The 15,498-nt window shown below is 70.3% G+C and carries 16 protein-coding genes and 4 pseudogenes; 12 read left to right on the top strand and 8 right to left on the bottom strand.

Going from position 1 to position 15,498, the window contains the following annotated elements:
• Window positions 1-56: 56 nt before the first annotated feature.
• A complete protein-coding gene (locus STRVI_RS28705; protein WP_251982757.1) occupies window positions 57-1,235 on the top strand; it encodes a serine hydrolase domain-containing protein in 1,179 nt (392 codons plus the stop codon).
• A gap of 104 nt (window positions 1,236-1,339) precedes the next feature.
• On the opposite strand, the gene STRVI_RS28700 is transcribed toward STRVI_RS28705, so the two are convergent.
• Window positions 1,340-1,606 carry a hypothetical protein gene (locus STRVI_RS28700; RefSeq protein WP_043236670.1) on the bottom strand — a complete coding sequence of 89 codons (267 nt, stop codon included), beginning with the start codon at window positions 1,604-1,606 and terminating at the stop codon, window positions 1,340-1,342.
• A gap of 25 nt (window positions 1,607-1,631) precedes the next feature.
• Window positions 1,632-2,057 (bottom strand): annotated as a pseudogene (locus tag STRVI_RS28695) (cytochrome P450); the annotation flags it as partial.
• Between the two features lie 404 nt (window positions 2,058-2,461).
• On the opposite strand from STRVI_RS28695, the gene STRVI_RS28690 reads away from it, so the two are divergent.
• From STRVI_RS28690 to STRVI_RS52945, 4 genes and pseudogenes are all read left to right on the top strand, one after another.
• Window positions 2,462-3,115: a TetR/AcrR family transcriptional regulator gene (locus STRVI_RS28690; protein WP_014059126.1), complete on the top strand. Its 654-nt coding sequence runs from the start codon at window positions 2,462-2,464 to the stop codon at window positions 3,113-3,115.
• Between the two features lie 136 nt (window positions 3,116-3,251).
• Window positions 3,252-3,443, top strand: a pseudogene (locus STRVI_RS48800) (ferredoxin); the annotation flags it as partial.
• Window positions 3,413-3,876: pseudogene (locus tag STRVI_RS28685) on the top strand (FAD-dependent oxidoreductase); the annotation flags it as partial. The pseudogenes STRVI_RS48800 and STRVI_RS28685, both read left to right, overlap by 31 nt.
• Before the next feature lie 20 nt (window positions 3,877-3,896).
• A complete protein-coding gene (locus STRVI_RS52945; protein ID WP_167543229.1) occupies window positions 3,897-4,043 on the top strand; it encodes a hypothetical protein in 147 nt (48 codons plus the stop codon).
• A 9-nt stretch (window positions 4,044-4,052) separates the two neighbouring features.
• Here STRVI_RS52945 and STRVI_RS28680 read toward each other — a convergent pair whose 3' ends face one another.
• The gene (locus STRVI_RS28680; protein ID WP_014059125.1) at window positions 4,053-4,412 is read right to left on the bottom strand and encodes a hypothetical protein; all 360 of its coding nucleotides are present in this window, start codon (window positions 4,410-4,412) and stop codon (window positions 4,053-4,055) included.
• Between the two features lie 236 nt (window positions 4,413-4,648).
• Here STRVI_RS28680 and STRVI_RS28675 point away from each other — a divergent pair, with 236 nt between their 5' ends.
• The gene (locus STRVI_RS28675) at window positions 4,649-5,404 is read left to right on the top strand and encodes a PDZ domain-containing protein (protein WP_014059124.1); all 756 of its coding nucleotides are present in this window, start codon (window positions 4,649-4,651) and stop codon (window positions 5,402-5,404) included.
• Between the two features lie 79 nt (window positions 5,405-5,483).
• On the opposite strand, the gene STRVI_RS28670 is transcribed toward STRVI_RS28675, so the two are convergent.
• A complete protein-coding gene (locus STRVI_RS28670; RefSeq protein WP_251982756.1) occupies window positions 5,484-5,882 on the bottom strand; it encodes a GlxA family transcriptional regulator in 399 nt (132 codons plus the stop codon).
• On the opposite strand from STRVI_RS28670, the gene STRVI_RS48795 reads away from it, so the two are divergent.
• Window positions 5,853-6,554 (top strand): HD domain-containing protein, encoded by a 702-nt coding sequence (locus STRVI_RS48795; protein ID WP_150112927.1) that lies wholly within the window; start codon window positions 5,853-5,855, stop codon window positions 6,552-6,554. The two genes, STRVI_RS28670 and STRVI_RS48795, sit on opposite strands and share 30 nt — an antisense overlap.
• 38 nt (window positions 6,555-6,592) lie before the next feature.
• On the opposite strand, the gene STRVI_RS28660 is transcribed toward STRVI_RS48795, so the two are convergent.
• Window positions 6,593-7,279 (bottom strand): DUF899 domain-containing protein, encoded by a 687-nt coding sequence (locus tag STRVI_RS28660; RefSeq protein ID WP_043236667.1) that lies wholly within the window; start codon window positions 7,277-7,279, stop codon window positions 6,593-6,595.
• A 143-nt stretch (window positions 7,280-7,422) separates the two neighbouring features.
• On the opposite strand from STRVI_RS28660, the gene STRVI_RS28655 reads away from it, so the two are divergent.
• Window positions 7,423-8,115 (top strand): hypothetical protein, encoded by a 693-nt coding sequence (locus tag STRVI_RS28655; RefSeq protein ID WP_014059121.1) that lies wholly within the window; start codon window positions 7,423-7,425, stop codon window positions 8,113-8,115.
• An 8-nt stretch (window positions 8,116-8,123) separates the two neighbouring features.
• Here STRVI_RS28655 and STRVI_RS28650 read toward each other — a convergent pair whose 3' ends face one another.
• On the bottom strand, window positions 8,124-8,822 hold the full coding sequence (locus STRVI_RS28650) for a DUF4232 domain-containing protein (protein WP_014059120.1): 699 nt from the start codon (window positions 8,820-8,822) through the stop codon (window positions 8,124-8,126).
• A 197-nt stretch (window positions 8,823-9,019) separates the two neighbouring features.
• On the opposite strand from STRVI_RS28650, the gene STRVI_RS28645 reads away from it, so the two are divergent.
• Both STRVI_RS28645 and STRVI_RS28640 read left to right on the top strand, forming a co-directional pair.
• Window positions 9,020-10,501 (top strand): helix-turn-helix domain-containing protein, encoded by a 1,482-nt coding sequence (locus STRVI_RS28645; RefSeq protein ID WP_014059119.1) that lies wholly within the window; start codon window positions 9,020-9,022, stop codon window positions 10,499-10,501.
• Between the two features lie 170 nt (window positions 10,502-10,671).
• Window positions 10,672-11,364 (top strand): DUF4232 domain-containing protein, encoded by a 693-nt coding sequence (locus tag STRVI_RS28640; protein ID WP_014059118.1) that lies wholly within the window; start codon window positions 10,672-10,674, stop codon window positions 11,362-11,364.
• A gap of 100 nt (window positions 11,365-11,464) precedes the next feature.
• Here STRVI_RS28640 and STRVI_RS28635 read toward each other — a convergent pair whose 3' ends face one another.
• On the bottom strand, window positions 11,465-11,989 hold the full coding sequence (locus STRVI_RS28635; protein ID WP_014059117.1) for an AAA family ATPase: 525 nt from the start codon (window positions 11,987-11,989) through the stop codon (window positions 11,465-11,467).
• A 270-nt stretch (window positions 11,990-12,259) separates the two neighbouring features.
• On the opposite strand from STRVI_RS28635, the gene STRVI_RS28630 reads away from it, so the two are divergent.
• Together STRVI_RS28630 and STRVI_RS54920 are read left to right on the top strand one after the other, a co-directional pair.
• On the top strand, window positions 12,260-13,261 hold the full coding sequence (locus STRVI_RS28630) for an alpha/beta hydrolase (RefSeq protein WP_014059116.1): 1,002 nt from the start codon (window positions 12,260-12,262) through the stop codon (window positions 13,259-13,261).
• 61 nt (window positions 13,262-13,322) lie between these two features.
• Window positions 13,323-13,707, top strand: a pseudogene (locus tag STRVI_RS54920) (VOC family protein); the annotation flags it as partial.
• Window positions 13,708-13,878: 171 nt separating this feature from the next.
• On the opposite strand, the gene STRVI_RS28625 reads toward STRVI_RS54920, so the two are convergent.
• Complete coding sequence (locus STRVI_RS28625; RefSeq protein ID WP_014059115.1) at window positions 13,879-15,489, bottom strand: MFS transporter; 1,611 nt, start codon at window positions 15,487-15,489, stop codon at window positions 13,879-13,881.
• Between the last annotated feature and the right edge of the window lie 9 nt (window positions 15,490-15,498).

Here is a 15,498-nt window from a genome sequence, read left to right as displayed (position 1 = left end):
GTGTGTGAAGGTTCCCCGAACGGGGAGTCGTCGGCTGGGTGATACCGCCTGGCGCTGTGGCCGACGTCAAGTCATTCGCCGAGGAAGGGTGGTCGGTGGTGGACGTGCAAGGAAGCTGTGACGCGCGATTCACGCCCGTGCGAGAGGCGCTCGCCGAGCAGATTCGGTCCGGTAACGAGTTGGGCGCCGGCCTGGTGGTGGATATCGACGGGCACACCGTCGTCGACATCTGGGGTGGCTGGTGCGATCCGGGGCACCGTACGCTCTGGGGCCGCGACACCATCACCAATGTGTGGTCGACGACCAAGACCGTGTGCAACCTCGCGGCCCTGATGCTGGTCGACCGGGGGCAGCTCGATCCCTACGCCCCGGTCGCGAAGTACTGGCCGGACTTCGCCGCGAACGGCAAGGAGCACATCGAGGTCTGCCACCTCCTCAGTCACACCTCCGGCGTCTCCGGTTGGGAGACGCCGTTCACCACCGAGGACACCTACGACTGGGACTTCGCCACCCGGCGGCTCGCCACCCAGGCGCCGTGGTGGGAACCGGGAACCGCGTCGGGATACCACGCACAGAACCAGGGCCACCTCGTCGGCGAACTGGTGCGCCGGGTGACCGGTAAGCCCATGAAGGCATTCGTCGCCGACGAGATCGCCGGACCACTCGGCGCCGACTTCCAGATCGGAGCCAGCGAGGCGGACTGGAGTCGGATCGCACCGATCATCCCACCGCCCCCACTCTCGTTCGACGTGGCGGCTCTGGACCGTGAGGGCCCGAGGTTCAAGACCCTCGTCGGACCGCTGTCCAATGCCGAATCCGCGAACACCCCGGCCTGGCGCCACGCCGACCTGCCCGCGCTCAACGGCCACGGGAACGCACGGTCCGTGGCCCGAATCCTCAAGGCTCTCGCGCTGGGCGGCACCGTCGACGGCGTTCGGTTGCTGTCGCCCGACACGATCGGGGTCATCTTCGACGAGCAGAGCCACGGAACCGATCTCATCCTCGACATCCCCCTGCGATGGGGTATCGGCTTCGCCCTTCCCGAGAGCGAGTCAGTGCCGTATGTGCCTCAGGGGCGGGCCTGTTACTGGGGAGGATGGGGCGGCTCGCTGATCGTCATGGACCTCGACACCCGCACCACCATCAGCTACATGATGAACAAGATGGCACCGGGCATCATCGGTTCCGACCGGTCCGAGAACTATGTCCGCGCGATACAGAGTTGCCTGACCTGACCTGACCTGACCTGACCTGACCTGACCTCCTCGCCCTGACCCGGGACGGTGGGTTCAGAGCCGCTTTCGCAGCCAGCGCAGGGAGGCGAGGCCCAACGCGGTCATCATGGCCACGATATGGGGATCGGCGTCAGGTCCGGCCGCGGCAGCGGTCCGCAGGAGAAACCCGGCGTGCAAGGCGAGCGCAGCGCCTCCAGGTTGAGCGAGTACGGCAGTACACTGGATGCCACCGCCACCACCGCGGCCACCCACAGCACACGGGGGTCCAGGAGGGCGCTCCCGGCGTGGGCGAGGCCGTACGGAGCGCTCAGCAACGCTGCCCACAGCACCGCCAGGGCCAGGCCATGACCGCCGCTGAGGCGTCGCGCCATGCGGGAGGAGACGAGGATGCTGCGGCTACCAGCTCACCGGCAGTTCGTAGACGCCGTAGACCACGCCGTCGTCCTTGAACGGAATCCGCTCCAGTGCGGTCACCCGGAGCAGGGTCGGGACGCGGCGGAAGAGGGTGCGGTAGACGACCTGGAGCTCCAGGCGGGCCAGGGGCTGGCCCAGGCGCTGGTGGACGCCGAAGCCGAACGTCATATGGCGGCGGGCGTCGCGGCGGACGTCGAGCCGGTCCGGGTCGGGGAAGACGTCGTGTTCCCCATTGCCGGTGGCGCCGGGGATGATGACGCCTTCCCCGGCCCGGATGACCTGGCCGCCGATCTCGATGTCATCGAGCGCGAGGCGGCGCTGGCCGTTGTGGACGATGGTCAGGTAGCGCAGCATCGCCTCCACCGCGCCCGCGACGATCTTCGGGTCGTCGGTGTCGCGGACGACAGCGGGTGACGAGCCAGGGCGTGCTGCCGTCCCGCAGGCGGACCCTGGAGAGCGGCCGCGCGGCGTGCAGCCGCATCATCTCCGGGGGCGGGGCGAACGGGCACCCGGCCGCCCGGGGGCATCGGAAACTCGGGAATGGTCTCGTCCGGGGTGCCGGGATGGGCGTTGATCACGGTCGGTCCGATCTCCGCTGTGAGTTTAAATCAATGAGTTGATTTAAACTCAAGGAGGAGTGGGTATCAAGGCGGAGGCGCCGAGGGGTCCGGCCCGCGCGGCGCCGCAGGTCGTCCACGACGTGCCGTTGCGTAGGCTTCCGGTGTTTGACCTCGCCGGTTCGGGCGAGGACCCGCGGCGGCATCTGGGGCCAGCCGTCGCGGAGTGTGTGAGGTCCCGATGGGGCGGTGGCGATGGCAGACAGAATGAGGCAGGACGAGCGGGTCGCCGCGACGCGGGAGGCGTTGCTGAGCGCGGCGGAGCGGCTGTTCGCCGAGCGTGGGGTGTACGCGGTGGCCAACCGCCAGATCAGCGAGGCCGCCGGGCAGGGCAACAATGCGGCGGTCAGCTACCACTTCGGCACCAAGGTCGACCTGGTGCGCGCGCTTGTTCGCCGTCATGCCGAGCAGATCGAGGGGATCCGGGCGCGGCTGCTGGCCGAAATCGGCGATTCCGCCGATCTGCGGGACTGGGTGGCCTGTGCGGTCCGTCCGACCACCGAGCATCTCGAAGCCCTGGGCCACCCGAGCTGGTACGCGCGGTTCATCGCCCAGGTCACGGCCGACCCCGCGCTCTACGCGATCGTGACCGAGGAATTCTCCGTCGCCGCTCCATCGATGCGGGTGTTGCAGGACGGCCTGAACCGTTGCCTGCCGGACCTGCCCGCCGAGGTGTACGCCGAGCGCTCGGCCATGACGCGTCACTTGATCACGCAGATGTCCGTCGAGAGGGAGCGCGCCCTCGCCGACAACGCTCCTACCTCCCGTGCGACATGGCATGACGCCGCCACCGGCCTCATCGACGCGATCGTCGCGTTGTGGCATGCGCCGGTCACGCGCGTGCCGTGACCGGCGGTCGGGGCCCCAAGGATTAAAGCACTCGCTTGGCTTTTTTAAATCGTCGGGTTTACTTGCTCCGAGAGGCGATGCGGCGCGCACTCACGGCCGCGTCTCCAGCCGATGAATCGACGAAGGAGCATCAGCGATGAAGGTCACCGTGGACGAACACAAGTGCTGTGCCGCGGGCACCTGCGTGCTGATCGCCCCGGAGGTGTTCGACGAGCGCGAGGACGACGGCGTCGTGATCCTGCTCGACGCTGCCCCCGCCGAGAGCCTCCGCGCCGCGGTGCGCGAATGCGCCACCGTATGCCCCGCGGGTGCGATCCACATGAGCGAGGGCGCACGAGCGCTCCCGCCGATGTTCTGGTGGTCGGAGCCTCCGCGGCCGGGCTCTCCACCGCGGAAGCCCTGCGGCGCAAGGGATTCCAGGCGGCCTGACCGTCCTGGGCGCCGAGCCGCATCTGCCCTACGACCGGCCACCGCTGTCCAAGCAGGTCCTCTCCGGCACCTGGGAACCGGACCGGGCCTTCCTCCGCCGACCTGCCGAACTCTCCGCGCTGGACGCCGAGTTCATCCTCGGCGATCCGGCCGTCGGCCTTGACGCGGAGGTGCGCACCGTCCACACCGCATCGGGCCGTGTGCTGCGGGCGGACGCGATCGTCGTGGCGACGGGTCTGCGGCCCCGTGTCTTCGCCGGACAGGACGGCCTCGCCGGGGCCCATGTGCTGCGCACACTCGACGACGCGTTGGCACTGCTGGCCGGCATGGTGTGCTGTCGGCCGATGCCGAGGTGACCGTCGTGGACGGGGACATGGCGCAGGGCCGGTTCGTCGCGCTGTACGACCGGAATGGCGCCACCGTCGGCGTGCTCGGCTGGCGCATGCCCAAGCAGACCCGGCTGCGTCGGCAGGAGGTCGTCGACGCGTTCACGTCATGACGGGCGCGGTCAGGTCTCGTGGACGAGGCGTCCGGACGCGAAGAGGGCGACCTCGGGCCGCCATCCGTCACAGTAGTCAGGCTCACCGGCGAAGCGCAGCGCCAGCGCCCGGACGGGCAGGCAGGGCCACGCGGGGACGGTGATGCGGCCATAGGAGGGGAAGAGCGTGTACGGGGGAATCCGCGAGCATGCGGCGCAGCCGGTGAACCTCATGACCCGCGTCTCCGCGCGACCGCCACCCCCTTCGAAGTAGGCGGCTGAGATCCGCCGTGGTTCATGGGTGACGAGGTGCTCGAGATCGCTCTCGTCATCCAGCCGTGTCAGCAGGAAGCCGAGCAGTTCCTCGGTGAAGCGGTCGTAGCGGGGCACTCCTTGAGCCTGCCATGGCGCGCCTGACGCGGTGATTCTGCGTGACGTGGTGATTCTGCGTTGGTCCTTCTCGTTCGTGCCTGGGTTCCGGGCCCGGCAGATGCATTCGTGAGTGAGCCGTGGACCAAACACGGTGGGGTGATTGCCCACCTTATTGAGTGACTTATACGGGTGTTCTGCCCGTGCCCGAGCCGTGGCTGGGACGGTTGACCATCGTCGATCACGGAGGGCTTTTGATGATCCGTAAGTTCGCCCGGGTGTGCAGCGTTCTGGCCTTGGGCACCGCGATGCTGGCCGGCGCGGTTGCGCCGGCGGTCGCATCGGCCGCATCGGCTTCGGCATCCGAGCAGCGCCAGGTTCGTTCCCTGCCCCCGCAGCAGAACGTCCCCAGCCTCGACGCCGGCGGGCCTGCCGGCACCGTCGCCTATCCGCCGGACGGGCAGCGGCACTTCGGGCCCGGCAGCATCAGCGTCCAGGCGCCGCCCCACACCCGCATCACCGGCCTGGATCTGGCGTGCACCGGGATGGCCTGCCCCGTGAGCATCGCCGCCGACGGCAAGTCGGCCACGGCCCAGCTCACGGGAAGCGTCTGGGACTTCATCCGGCCGTTCATCGTCAACGTCGTCGCCGACATCGACGCCCCGCTGGCCGGAGGAACGTTCAGCGGCACCTTCACGCTGGACGGCGTGACACAGCCGCTCACCGTGAACATCACCCCCGGCATCCAGGGCATCATCGCGGCCAACCTCAGGAACACCAGTCCCGCCGGTGGCGGAGTGCGCGTGCTCGGCGTCGACCCGGGCAGCAACACCGACGCCGCGGGTCTGCTGCCCGGTGACGTCATCGTCGAGGTCGCGGGAACACTCACCCCCACCGTCAACGACCTCGACACCGTCCTGAGCGGTAAGCGGTCCGGCGCCACCTACCCCGTGACCGTCAGGCGCGGCGGCGCTCTCGTCACCCTGCAGATTCCGCTGGACCCGGAGCCGTAACCCCAAGCCCCCCGTCAAGGATCACAACACCCGGACACGTGCGGCCCGTTCCCCTCCAGGGAGCGGGCCCCGCGGTGTTTCAGTCGGCGAAGGTACGGCGGTATCGCGACGGGCTGGTCCGGGTCAGCGCGGTGAAGTGCACGCGCAGCGACTCCGCGGAGCCGAAGCCGCATCGGTGTGCGATGTCGTCGACGCCAAGGCGAGTGGTTTCGAGGAGGACGCGGGCCCGGGCCACACGTTGCCCAGCCACCCAGTTCATGACGCTCGTGCCGGTCGCGGCCCGGAATCTGCGGCGCAGGGTCCGCGTGCTCATATGGCTGTGCCGGCCGACCGACTCCAGAGTGAGCGGCTCGTCGAGATGCTGCAGAATCCAGGTGATCACGGCGGTGATGTCCGAGTCGCCGCCGGGCGGGACGGACTCGATGAACTGAGCCTGTCCGCCTTCGCGATGCGGCGGGCTGACCAGAAACCGGGCCATCGCGTTCGCGGTCGCCCGCTCGGCGCGCCGCCGGACGCCATCGGGGGGTGGCCGCGGACGTCGGCCACCGAGGCCGCTGTCGCCTTCGCCGCCGAGCATTGCCCCGCCTACCTGCTCAACCACTGCATCCGCAGCTTCTTCTACGCTCGCAGCATCGCCGCCACCAGAAACCTCGTCGCCGGGACGGACTACGACGACGAGACGCTCTTTCTCGCCACGGTGCTGCACGACATCGGCCTGACCGACGAGGGACACGGCCCGAACCGGTTCGAAGCGGACGGCGCGTTCCGAGCCGCCCGCTTCGCCCGCGACCACGGCCTGTCCGATGCCGCCGTCGACCTGCTCTGGGACGCGGTGGCGCTGCACACCTCCACCGGCATCGCGGTCCACAAGCAGCCGGTCGTCGCCCTCACACACCTCGGCATCGGCGCCGACATCTTCGGCTTCGGCGCCGAGGAAGTGGACCGGGCCGTGCTCGACGCCGCCCACTCGGCGTTCCCCTGGCTGGATCTGCGTGAGCGGATCCTCGAGACGGTGGTCCACCAGATCGACGAGCAGCCGTCGAAGTGGGCGCCCGTGTCATTCGTCGACGCCGCGTACCGCAGGCTCCGGCCGGACAATCCGTTTCCCGGGCTGGACGAGCTCTGTGCCGCCCCGGCGGTTCCGGACTGACGGGGCGGCAGCGCGCGGGTCCGCCCGGAGGCGGACCCTCACGCCTCCGGGCCGTAGAGCGCGGCGATGTCCTCGGACCCGGCCCAGCGGCTGTAGGTGGGTGCCTGTGGCCAGCCGTCGGGGGAGTCCTGCCACTCCTCCTGCCGCCCGTACGGCAACAGATCGATCAGCGCGAAGGAGTGGCTGAGCTGCTCGGTGCCACGGCCGTTGGTGTGCCAGGTGCGGTAGACGGCGTCGCCGTCGCGCAGGAACACGTTGACCGCGAATCCTCCGCCGGGCGGTGCGCCGACGTCGGCACCGAACGGGCTGTTCGCCGTGGAATACCAGGCCATCGTGTTCCCGACCCGCCGCTTGTAGGCGAGTGCCTCGTCGATCGGGCCCTGGGTGACGATGACGAACCGGGCGTCGTAGTTGTCCAGGAACTCCAGCCGGGTGTACTGCGAGGTGAACCCCGTACAGCCCGGGCACTGCCACTTCTCGCCCGGGAACCACATGTGGTTGTAGACGATCAGTTGCCTCTTGCCGTCGAAAAGGTCCGCCAGCCGAACCGGTCCGTCCGCGCCCTCCAGGGTGTAGTCGGGCATCTCGACCATCGGCAGGCGGCGGCGCTCGGCGGCGATCGCGTCGAGCTCCCGGGTCGCGGCCTTCTCCCGAACGCGCAGCGCTTCGAGCTGACGCCGCCAGGTATCGGCGTCGACGACGGACGGTAGTGCGTTGGGGCTCATGGTCCGCTCCCTGATCATGTGTGTGGCCTGCTGTGTCTATGTGTAGACCTCGCTCGGTCGTCGAACTCATCGGTGCCGGCCATGTCACCGCTTGGTTCCCCGCCCCGACCGGTGAGGCGGAGGCCCGTTCTAGGATCTTCGGCATGGCGAAGCGCGCGGTACATCGGCGGGCCCGGAAGCTCCTGGGCGAGGAGCCCGTGGCCCTGGTCTGGTGCGAGATCCACAAGCCCATTCCCACACCGCCCAAAGAGGTGCACCGCGCCGCGGGCAAGGGACGGCTGAAGCCGGGCCGCCACTGGCTGCTGTACGTCGGCGCCGTCGTGTTCTTCTTCGTCGTCATCCCGATGATGCTGATCGACAAGCTGGGTGGCCGACTCGACCGGCTGTCCCAGCCACGACGCAACCGCGGACCGCGGGCCGGGGAGCCGCAGACTCCGCCGGACGCCCGCCGCTCCGCATCCGGCCGCGACCCTGCCCGCGATCGCCGGCAGGACCCGACCCACGGCATCTTCGACGGCGACTGGAACCTGACCGCGGGCCAGCTACTGCTGCGCTGGTACGGGCACTCGCCCAACCCCAAGCGCCTGGTCATGCTGGCCCGCGATCGCGTCTGCGTCGCCACGTCCCCTCGCCGTCGGCTGTCGCCCACCAAGGCCGACGACTTCCAGACCTTCGCGGAGTTTCCCCTCGATCAGGTCCGTGTCGAGGGCGAGGCGGGCCAGCCACGCGGATTCGCCACGTTCCGGCTCCGCTTCACCGACGGCTCCTGGCTGGAGGTAGGACGGCTGGGTGAACCCGAGGACGCAGACCACTTCTTTCGCACCGTCAACAACTGACGGTGGTGTTACCAGCTGATGGCGTCGTCCATCGACTGCTGCCAGTACGTGACCTTGAGGGAGTCGTCGATGTAGGCGCCCTTGGCGGGCAGTGACGGGTGGGCGGCCGAGGGGACGTCCTCGTCGGCGGTGCGGCCCTGGAAGTAGACGGCCAGGGACTTCTCGGTGTGGCCGTTGGTGCCGCTGCCGTCGGCGGCCGACAGGTTCACGGAGGAGTAGCCGGACTCGCCCGGGGCGAGCGTGACGACGGCCTGCGGCTTCGAGTCCTCGATCACCGGCGGCACCGACTGGGCCTCGCCGAAGCGGACGGCCGGGTAGCCGTAGAGGTAGCAGGTGCTGTCGCCGGTGTTGGTGACCGTGAGCAGCATGTGGTTCACGGGGCGGTTCAGGGGAGCCGCGACCGTCTTGGTGTTGGAGCCCTGGCAGGTGACGCCCTTCCTTCCGCTCGTGCCGGACTTGCCGGTGTTGGTCTTGCCGTTCCCCGATGCCGCGGGCACGTCCGTGGCCGACTTCGAACCGGTGGTGCCTGTCTTCGCGTCCTCCTGGGAGGACGAGCCGGAGGCCGACGCGGTCGAGGAGGCGCCCGCCGACGAGCCCTCATTGCGGACGCCCTCTCCGTCGTTGCACGCCGTCAGGGAGAAGGCGGCGACCGCGACGGTAGCGGCGGCGGTCAGGAGGCGGATGCGGGAGGTACGGATGCTGGACATGTGGGTGAGCCCTTTCGGTGGTGCGGTGGGTGTGGTGCTTGGATGACCGGAGCTTGTGGGGCGGTCCGTCCCAGCCGCCACGAAAGCCGGGCAGTCGGAGACGCTGGAACGCAGAAACGGGCTTTGACCAGGGGGAACGTAAGGGACCTGGGACGCGGGAATGGGACGCGCCGGGCCACAGGGGAAGGGGAGTAACGGTGTCAGCGACGACAGGGGCCGCGGGAGCGACGGGGGCCGCCGGGGACGCGGAGGCGTTCGCGGAGCAGTTGCGGGGGCTCAAGGAACGCTCGGGGCTGAGCTACGGGACGCTCGCCAAGCGGCTGCATATGAGCACGTCCACGCTGCATCGTTACTGCAACGGCACGGTGGTACCGGCCGATTACGCGTCGGTCGAGCGGGTCGCCCGGGTGTGCCGGGCGACCCCCGAGGAACTGGTCGAGCTGCACCGGCGGTGGATTCTGGCGCATGCGGCACGGGGGCCTAAGGAGCAGGGGCCGGACGGGGCGGCGCGCGGCGCGGGGGCCGGGGCGGGGGTCGGGGAGGGCGTCGGGGCCGGGGAGCAGGAGGGCGCGCCGACGCCTGGTGGTTCGGCGCCCGGCGCCGGGGGCCGCGGAGGGCCCAAGGCGGCGACGCGCCCTGCCGATTCGGGTGCTGTGCTGCCCGAGGCGACGGCTGGAACGGAGTCGGCGTCCGAGGGCGGTCGGCTCCGCGAACCCGATGGGACGGACGAACCGGTTGGCGGCGGCACCGTCCCACCCGCTCCCGTACGGCCCCGGCGGCGGCGCCGCACCGCGCTCATCGCGTCCGTCGTCGTGGCCGCGGTGCTGGGAGCCGTCGCGTTCGCCGTGAATCTGCCGTCCTCCGGAGACGACGGCGGTGGCGAGAAGGCCGCGGGGGCGGGGGCCGCCACGCCGACCACCGGCCCCGGCACCGCCACCGGCCGAGCGAACGACAAGCGGCCGTCCGCATCGGCCTCCCCCTCCCCGTCTTCCCCGTCCCGGGGCGCGAAGACCGGCAAATCCTCCGCCCCGGCGTCGGAGCCCGCCGCCCACAACGGCGGGAGCGCCGCCGAACGCCCCGGCGGCGCACCGGTCAACATCGCCACCCGCCCCTTCGTCTACGACAGCCCCTGCAGCCAGCACTTCCTCGTCGACAGCGAGCCCGAACAGGTCGGCCCGCCCGCCGCCGAGCCGGATGCGCCCCGCTGGGCCGCCGCGTACGGCGCGGTCTCCTCGGGGGAGCAGCGCGTCGCCCTCACCGTGCCGGGCACCGGGAAGGACACCGTCGTCCTGGAGGCGCTGCACGTACGCGTCGTCGCGAAGAGCGCCCCGCTCGCCTGGAACGACTACTCGATGGGCGTCGGCTGCGGCGGCGACGTCGAAACCAAGTCGTTCGACGTCGACCTCGACAACGGCAGCCCGACCGCCACCGTCAAGAACGGCCAGCGCGACTTCCCGTACAAGGTCAGCGAGTCCGACCCGGAGGTCTTCTACGTCACCGCCCACACCAGGGCGCATGACGTCCGCTGGGACCTCGCCCTGGACTGGTCCAGCGGCGACCGCCACGGCACCGTGCACCTCGACAACAGCGGCACCCCCTTCCGCACCAGCGCCGCCGCCGGCCGCCCCGGCTACGACTACCCGCTGGGCAGCAGCGAGTGGGCCAAGCGCGAGGAGTAGCCACGGATGCCGAACGCGGCTGTCCCCCCACAGGCGCGCCAACGACCTGTTAGCCATCGGTTAGTCGATCATCAGCGGCGGCGGCCAGGGTTGCTTCCAGGACGCGGAACACGCACCACAGGGAAACCCACCCCGTCCCGGACGCACTTCAACCACCCCCGGGGGATTCCATGCCGCGCAAGACCGCTCTCCGCCGCACCCGCACCGTCGCCGCGGCCTCGCTGATCGCCGCTGCCGCCCTCTCGCTCACCGCCTGCCAGGGCGGCGGCTCCGACTCCGACGCCAAGGGAAGCTCGTCCTCGGCCACCTCGAAGGCCACATCCGGAGGTTCCTCCGACGCTTCCGACGCTTCCGACGCTTCCGACGCTTCCGACGCCTCCGGCGACGCCGTCGACACCAAGGGGGGCAGCGCCGCCGGCGGCTCCTCGTCGGCGAGCCGCTGCACCAGCGACCAGCTGGACGCCGCGTGGTCGAACTGCGAGGGCGGCCCGGACATGGACTACGACGGACAGCAGACCGCCCGGGTGGTGCTGAAGAACACCGGCACGGCCGACTGCACCATGGTCGGCTTCCCGGGCGTCCAGCTCCAGACCGCCCACGGCGACACCTGGGACCTGCCGCGCACCAACGCGAAGCCGAAGCCCGTCCGGCTCAGCGAGGGCGAGCGGGTCGGCTTCGATATCACGCTCCTGGCGTCGACCCACGACGACGACCGGAAGTTCGAGCCGAACCAGGTCGTCATCACCCCGCCGAACGAGCGGCGGAACCTCGTACTGGACTGGCCGTACGGCGGCGCCCCGCTGGACCAGTCGGGCGCCACCCACCCGGGGACCTTCGTGGGCCCGGTCAGCGCGGCGGAGTGAGCCCTGGGGCGGACATCAGTCGGGCGGGCGGTACGACAACGGGCCCCGCGAGCCGCACAGAGCAAGCCGTGACGTTCTTCGTCCGGATCGTCGACTCACCTCAACTCTTGACGGCCTCCGCGATCTGCAGGGCGGCCTGGGCGGGCGTGAGGTGCGTGGTGTCGACGACCTCGGCCTCGTCATGTAGCCACGTGCGGGCCGCTTCGGCGTAGGGCTTGAGGTATTGGAGACGGAACGGGGAGTTGGGGCCAAGAACAGTGTCGCCCGCGATGCGCCCGCGGAGGGTGTCCTGGTCGGCGTGGAGGACGAAGTGCCGTACCGGAATGGCATGTTGGGCGAGGCCGGTGCTGATCTCGCGCCAGTACTCCTCGACCAGGACAGTCATGGGCACGACCAGAGTGCCGCCGGTGTAGTCGAGTACGCGGCGGGCGGTCTCGACTACGAGCGGCCGCCACGGCGGCCAGTGCTGGAAGTTGTCCGTCGCGGGCAGCGCCGGCGTGATGTCCATGAGTGTCTCGCCGACCTTCTCGGCGTCGAACACCCGTGAATCCGGGATCAGCTGCTGCACGAGTGCACTCGTCGTCGTCTTGCCTGCGCCGTGAGTGCCGTTGAGCCATACGATCATGGGACCGACGCTAGCGCTGTGCGGGTCACGGGAACGGGAACAGCAGAAATCCGGTATGGCTTCGGCACCCGTGAGAGATGCGGCTCCCCGCCGTTGGCGTTGCTCACGGCGTCGCGGCAGGCCGCCGCCCGCTAGCGCCGTAGCTCCCGCCCGGGCGTAGCCTCGCCCGGGCCGAGGTCGTTGTCGAGGGGCCGTTCGGCGGTCCGCGGGAGATTGTGCTCACGTCGGCAGTGACCAAGCCCACGGGCTTCCGGCGGCGTTGGCGCGGGCATGGCCATTACAGTCGGCGCCGTGGACTTCCTCACCGACATCCTGGGCGAGCCCTACCAGTCGATCGACCTGCCGCTCGCGGCCGACCACGAGGGCGATGTCGTCGCGACCCTGGTCCGCCGCCGGTCCGCGGATCCTGGCGCCGCGGCGGGAGGCTCCCGCCGAGCGGTGCTCTATGTGCACGGCTTCGTCGACTACTTCTTCCAGACCCACCTGGCCGACTTCTACGCCGAGCGCGGCTACGACTTCTACGCGCTGGACCTGCGCAAGTACGGCCGCTCACTGCGCCCGCACCACTCGCCGAACTACATCCACGACCTCGACGCCTACGACGAGGAACTCGACGAGGCCGTCCGCATCATCCGCGAGGTCGACGGACACGACACCCTGCTGCTCAATGGCCACTCAACGGGCGGCCTGATCAGCGCCCTGTACGCCGACCGGCGGGCCGGGCAGGGGACGATCGACGCGCTCTTCCTCAACAGCCCGTTCCTGTCCCTGCCCGCTCCCTTGCTGATCCGCACGCTGGGCGCCCCCGTCGTCGATCTCCTCGGACGGCTGGTGGCCACCCGCAAGCTCCCGGCCCCGCTCAACCCGCACTACGTGCACAGTCTCCACCGTGACTTCCGGGGCAGTTGGGAGTTCGACCTGACCCTCAAACCGGCCGGGGGCTTCCCCCTCTACGCCGGGTGGCTGGCCGCGATCCAACGGGGTCAGCGGCGGGTGCGCCGCGGATTGGGCATCGACTGTCCGGTCCTGGTGATGGCTTCGACCGCCAGTACCGCCACCACCGAGTGGGACGACGCCCTGCTCCGCACCGACGGCGTACTGCGCGCCGACGACATCGCCCGCCTCGCACCCCGGCTGGGTCCCCGGGTCACCACCGTGCGCATCCGGGACGGGGTGCACGACCTGGTGCTGTCGATGCCCGAGGTGCGCGAGCGCATCTTCGCCGAGCTCGATCTCTGGCTCCGCGCCTATCTGCCGGAGCGGGCCGGGTAGTTCGCGGACCATCCTGGCGCTGAGCCGCACGCCCAAGGCGACCCGCTCGGCGGGGTCGGCGATGCCCTCCAGCCGTTCGTCGATCGCCCTGCCGGCCTGGCTGGAATTCGAGAAGCCCGACCTGGACCGCGCCGAGCTCTTCGCCCGTGACGTCGGCTTCGGCATCGTCGCCCGCCACGAACGGGAGCTGTGGCTGCGCGGCACCTTCGCCGGTCCTCCCTGCATGGTGATCCGTAAGGGGCGTACCTCCCGGTTCATCGGCCCGGCGTTCCGCGCGGCCGAGCGGGCCGACCTCGACCGGCTGGCCCGCGCGACCGGCTCCGCCGTACGGGACGCGAACGTGCCGGGCGGCGGAAAGGCCGTCGATCTGCTCGACCCCTCCGGCTTCCCGGTGCGGGTCGTGCACTGCGCCGAACGGGCTGCCCGCACTGCCCGAGCAGCGGCCCCCGCGGTGGGCGCTGGGCGGCGTTCGTACGACGGTGGTCCGTGCCGAAGTTCAGCGGGGACGGTCGTCGACGTCCGCACCGATCTGGGAGGCACAAAAAAGGACGGTGCCGGGCGTCCCCTCCCAGCACCGTCCAGGGCCGTGCGCCGCTCGAGGCACGGCCCGTCCGGGGTCAGCCGACCTCCGCGGGCTCCTTCACGTCCTCTTCCGTCCGCTCCTGGCCGTGCTGGGGCGCGGCGGCCTTGCGGCCGGGCAGGACGGCCAGGACGATCAGGGCGCCGGCGGCCATGATGATGCCGCCGATGAGGCTCGTGTGCGCGACGCCGTGGGCGAAGGACTCGTGCACCGCGTCCACCAGCGCCTGGGCCTTCTGGGGGCCGCCGCTCGGGCTCTTCGCGATCTGCTCGGCCACCGCGAGGCCACCGCCCACCGACTCCTTGGCGGCGTCCATGGCGTTGTGCGGGAGCTGGTTGCCCACCAGGTCACCCAGCTTGTCCTGGTAGGACGTGCTGAGCAGGGAACCCAGGAGGGCGATGCCGAGGGAGCCGCCGAGCTCCAGCGAGGTGTCGTTGGCGCCGCCGCCGACGCCCAGTTCGGACTCGGGGAACGAGTCCATGATCGTGTCGGTCGCCGGGGACACGCTCAGGCCGATCGCGAAGCCGAGCAGCAGCAGCGACGGCAGGAAGTCGGTGTAGTCCGAGCCCTTGTCGATCTGCGTGAGCAGGAACACGCCCACGGCACCGATGACCATGCCGGGCACGACCATGGCCTTCACCCCGAGCTTCGGGGCCAGCTTCCCGGTGACCGCGGCGCCGACGAACACGCCACCGGCCAGCGGCAGCAGACGAACGCCGGTCTCCAGGGCGTCGTAGCCGAGCACGAACTGCAGGAACTGCGTGGCGTAGTAGATCGAGCCGAAGGTGCCGAAGAAGAAGAACAGCACCGCGAGCATGGAGCCGCCGAAGGCACGCAGCTTGAACTTCCGGACGTCCAGCATGGGGTGGGGGTGCTTGAGCTCCCACAGGGTGAAGGCCAGGAAGCCCACGCCCGCGACCACGGCCGCGGTGACCGGGCCGGCGCCCCAGCCGAAGTGCGGGCCCTCGATGATCGCGTAGACGAGCGAGCCGACGGAGACGATCGAGAGCAGACCGCCGATGTAGTCGATCCGGCCCTTGTCCTTCGCCTTGGACGGCGGCACCAGGAGGAGTGCGCCGATGACGCCGACGACCGCGATGGGCACGTTGATCAGGAAGGTGGAACCCCAGGCGTGGTCCCGCATCAGCCAGCCGGCGACCACGGGGCCGACGGCGATGGCGAGGCCGGAGGTCGCGGTCCAGGCCGTGATGGCCCGTGCCCGCTCACGCTTCGGGAAGATCGCCACCAGTAGGGACAGCGTGGCCGGCATGACCACGGCGGCGCCCACGCCCATGATCGCCCGGGCGGTGATGACCAGGTTGGTCTCGTCCACCTGGCTGCCCATCACCGAGCCGCCCGCGAAGATCAGCAGGCCCGTGACGAGGGCGCCGCGGCGGCTGTACTTGTCGCCCATCGCGCCGAGCACCAGCATCAGCGCGGCGTAGGGGACGGTGTAGCCGTCGACGACCCACTGCAGGTCGCTGCTGCTGAGGTGCAGGTCCGTGGTCATATCGGGCGCGGCGACGATCAGGGATGTGTTGGCCATGACCACGATCAGCAGGCTCAGGCACAACACGATCAGTGCCCACCAGCGCCGTGGGTACGGCCCGGTCATCTTCTCGACCGGGGTGTTCGCGACGAGCGGCATCGGAAGCTC

This window comes from Streptomyces violaceusniger Tu 4113 (assembly GCF_000147815.2).
GTDB lineage: Bacteria > Actinomycetota > Actinomycetes > Streptomycetales > Streptomycetaceae > Streptomyces > Streptomyces violaceusniger_A.
The sequence above is the reverse complement of the archived record's forward strand: the minus strand, read 5'-3'. Positions and strand labels throughout refer to the sequence as shown.

Coding starts and splice junctions, on each gene's coding strand:
- STRVI_RS28700 (WP_043236670.1), bottom strand. CDS start 1,606: ATGGCGCGACGCCTCAGCGGCGGTCATGGCCTGGCCCTGGCGGTGCTG.
- STRVI_RS28690 (WP_014059126.1), top strand. CDS start 2,462: ATGGCAGACAGAATGAGGCAGGACGAGCGGGTCGCCGCGACGCGGGAG.
- STRVI_RS28675 (WP_014059124.1), top strand. CDS start 4,649: ATGATCCGTAAGTTCGCCCGGGTGTGCAGCGTTCTGGCCTTGGGCACC.
- STRVI_RS48795 (WP_150112927.1), top strand. CDS start 5,853: ATGCGGCGGGCTGACCAGAAACCGGGCCATCGCGTTCGCGGTCGCCCG.
- STRVI_RS28670 (WP_251982756.1), bottom strand. CDS start 5,882: ATGGCCCGGTTTCTGGTCAGCCCGCCGCATCGCGAAGGCGGACAGGCT.
- STRVI_RS28660 (WP_043236667.1), bottom strand. CDS start 7,279: ATGAGCCCCAACGCACTACCGTCCGTCGTCGACGCCGATACCTGGCGG.
- STRVI_RS28655 (WP_014059121.1), top strand. CDS start 7,423: ATGGCGAAGCGCGCGGTACATCGGCGGGCCCGGAAGCTCCTGGGCGAG.
- STRVI_RS28650 (WP_014059120.1), bottom strand. CDS start 8,822: ATGTCCAGCATCCGTACCTCCCGCATCCGCCTCCTGACCGCCGCCGCT.
- STRVI_RS28640 (WP_014059118.1), top strand. CDS start 10,672: ATGCCGCGCAAGACCGCTCTCCGCCGCACCCGCACCGTCGCCGCGGCC.
- STRVI_RS28635 (WP_014059117.1), bottom strand. CDS start 11,989: ATGATCGTATGGCTCAACGGCACTCACGGCGCAGGCAAGACGACGACG.
- STRVI_RS28630 (WP_014059116.1), top strand. CDS start 12,260: ATGGCCATTACAGTCGGCGCCGTGGACTTCCTCACCGACATCCTGGGC.
- STRVI_RS28625 (WP_014059115.1), bottom strand. CDS start 15,489: ATGCCGCTCGTCGCGAACACCCCGGTCGAGAAGATGACCGGGCCGTAC.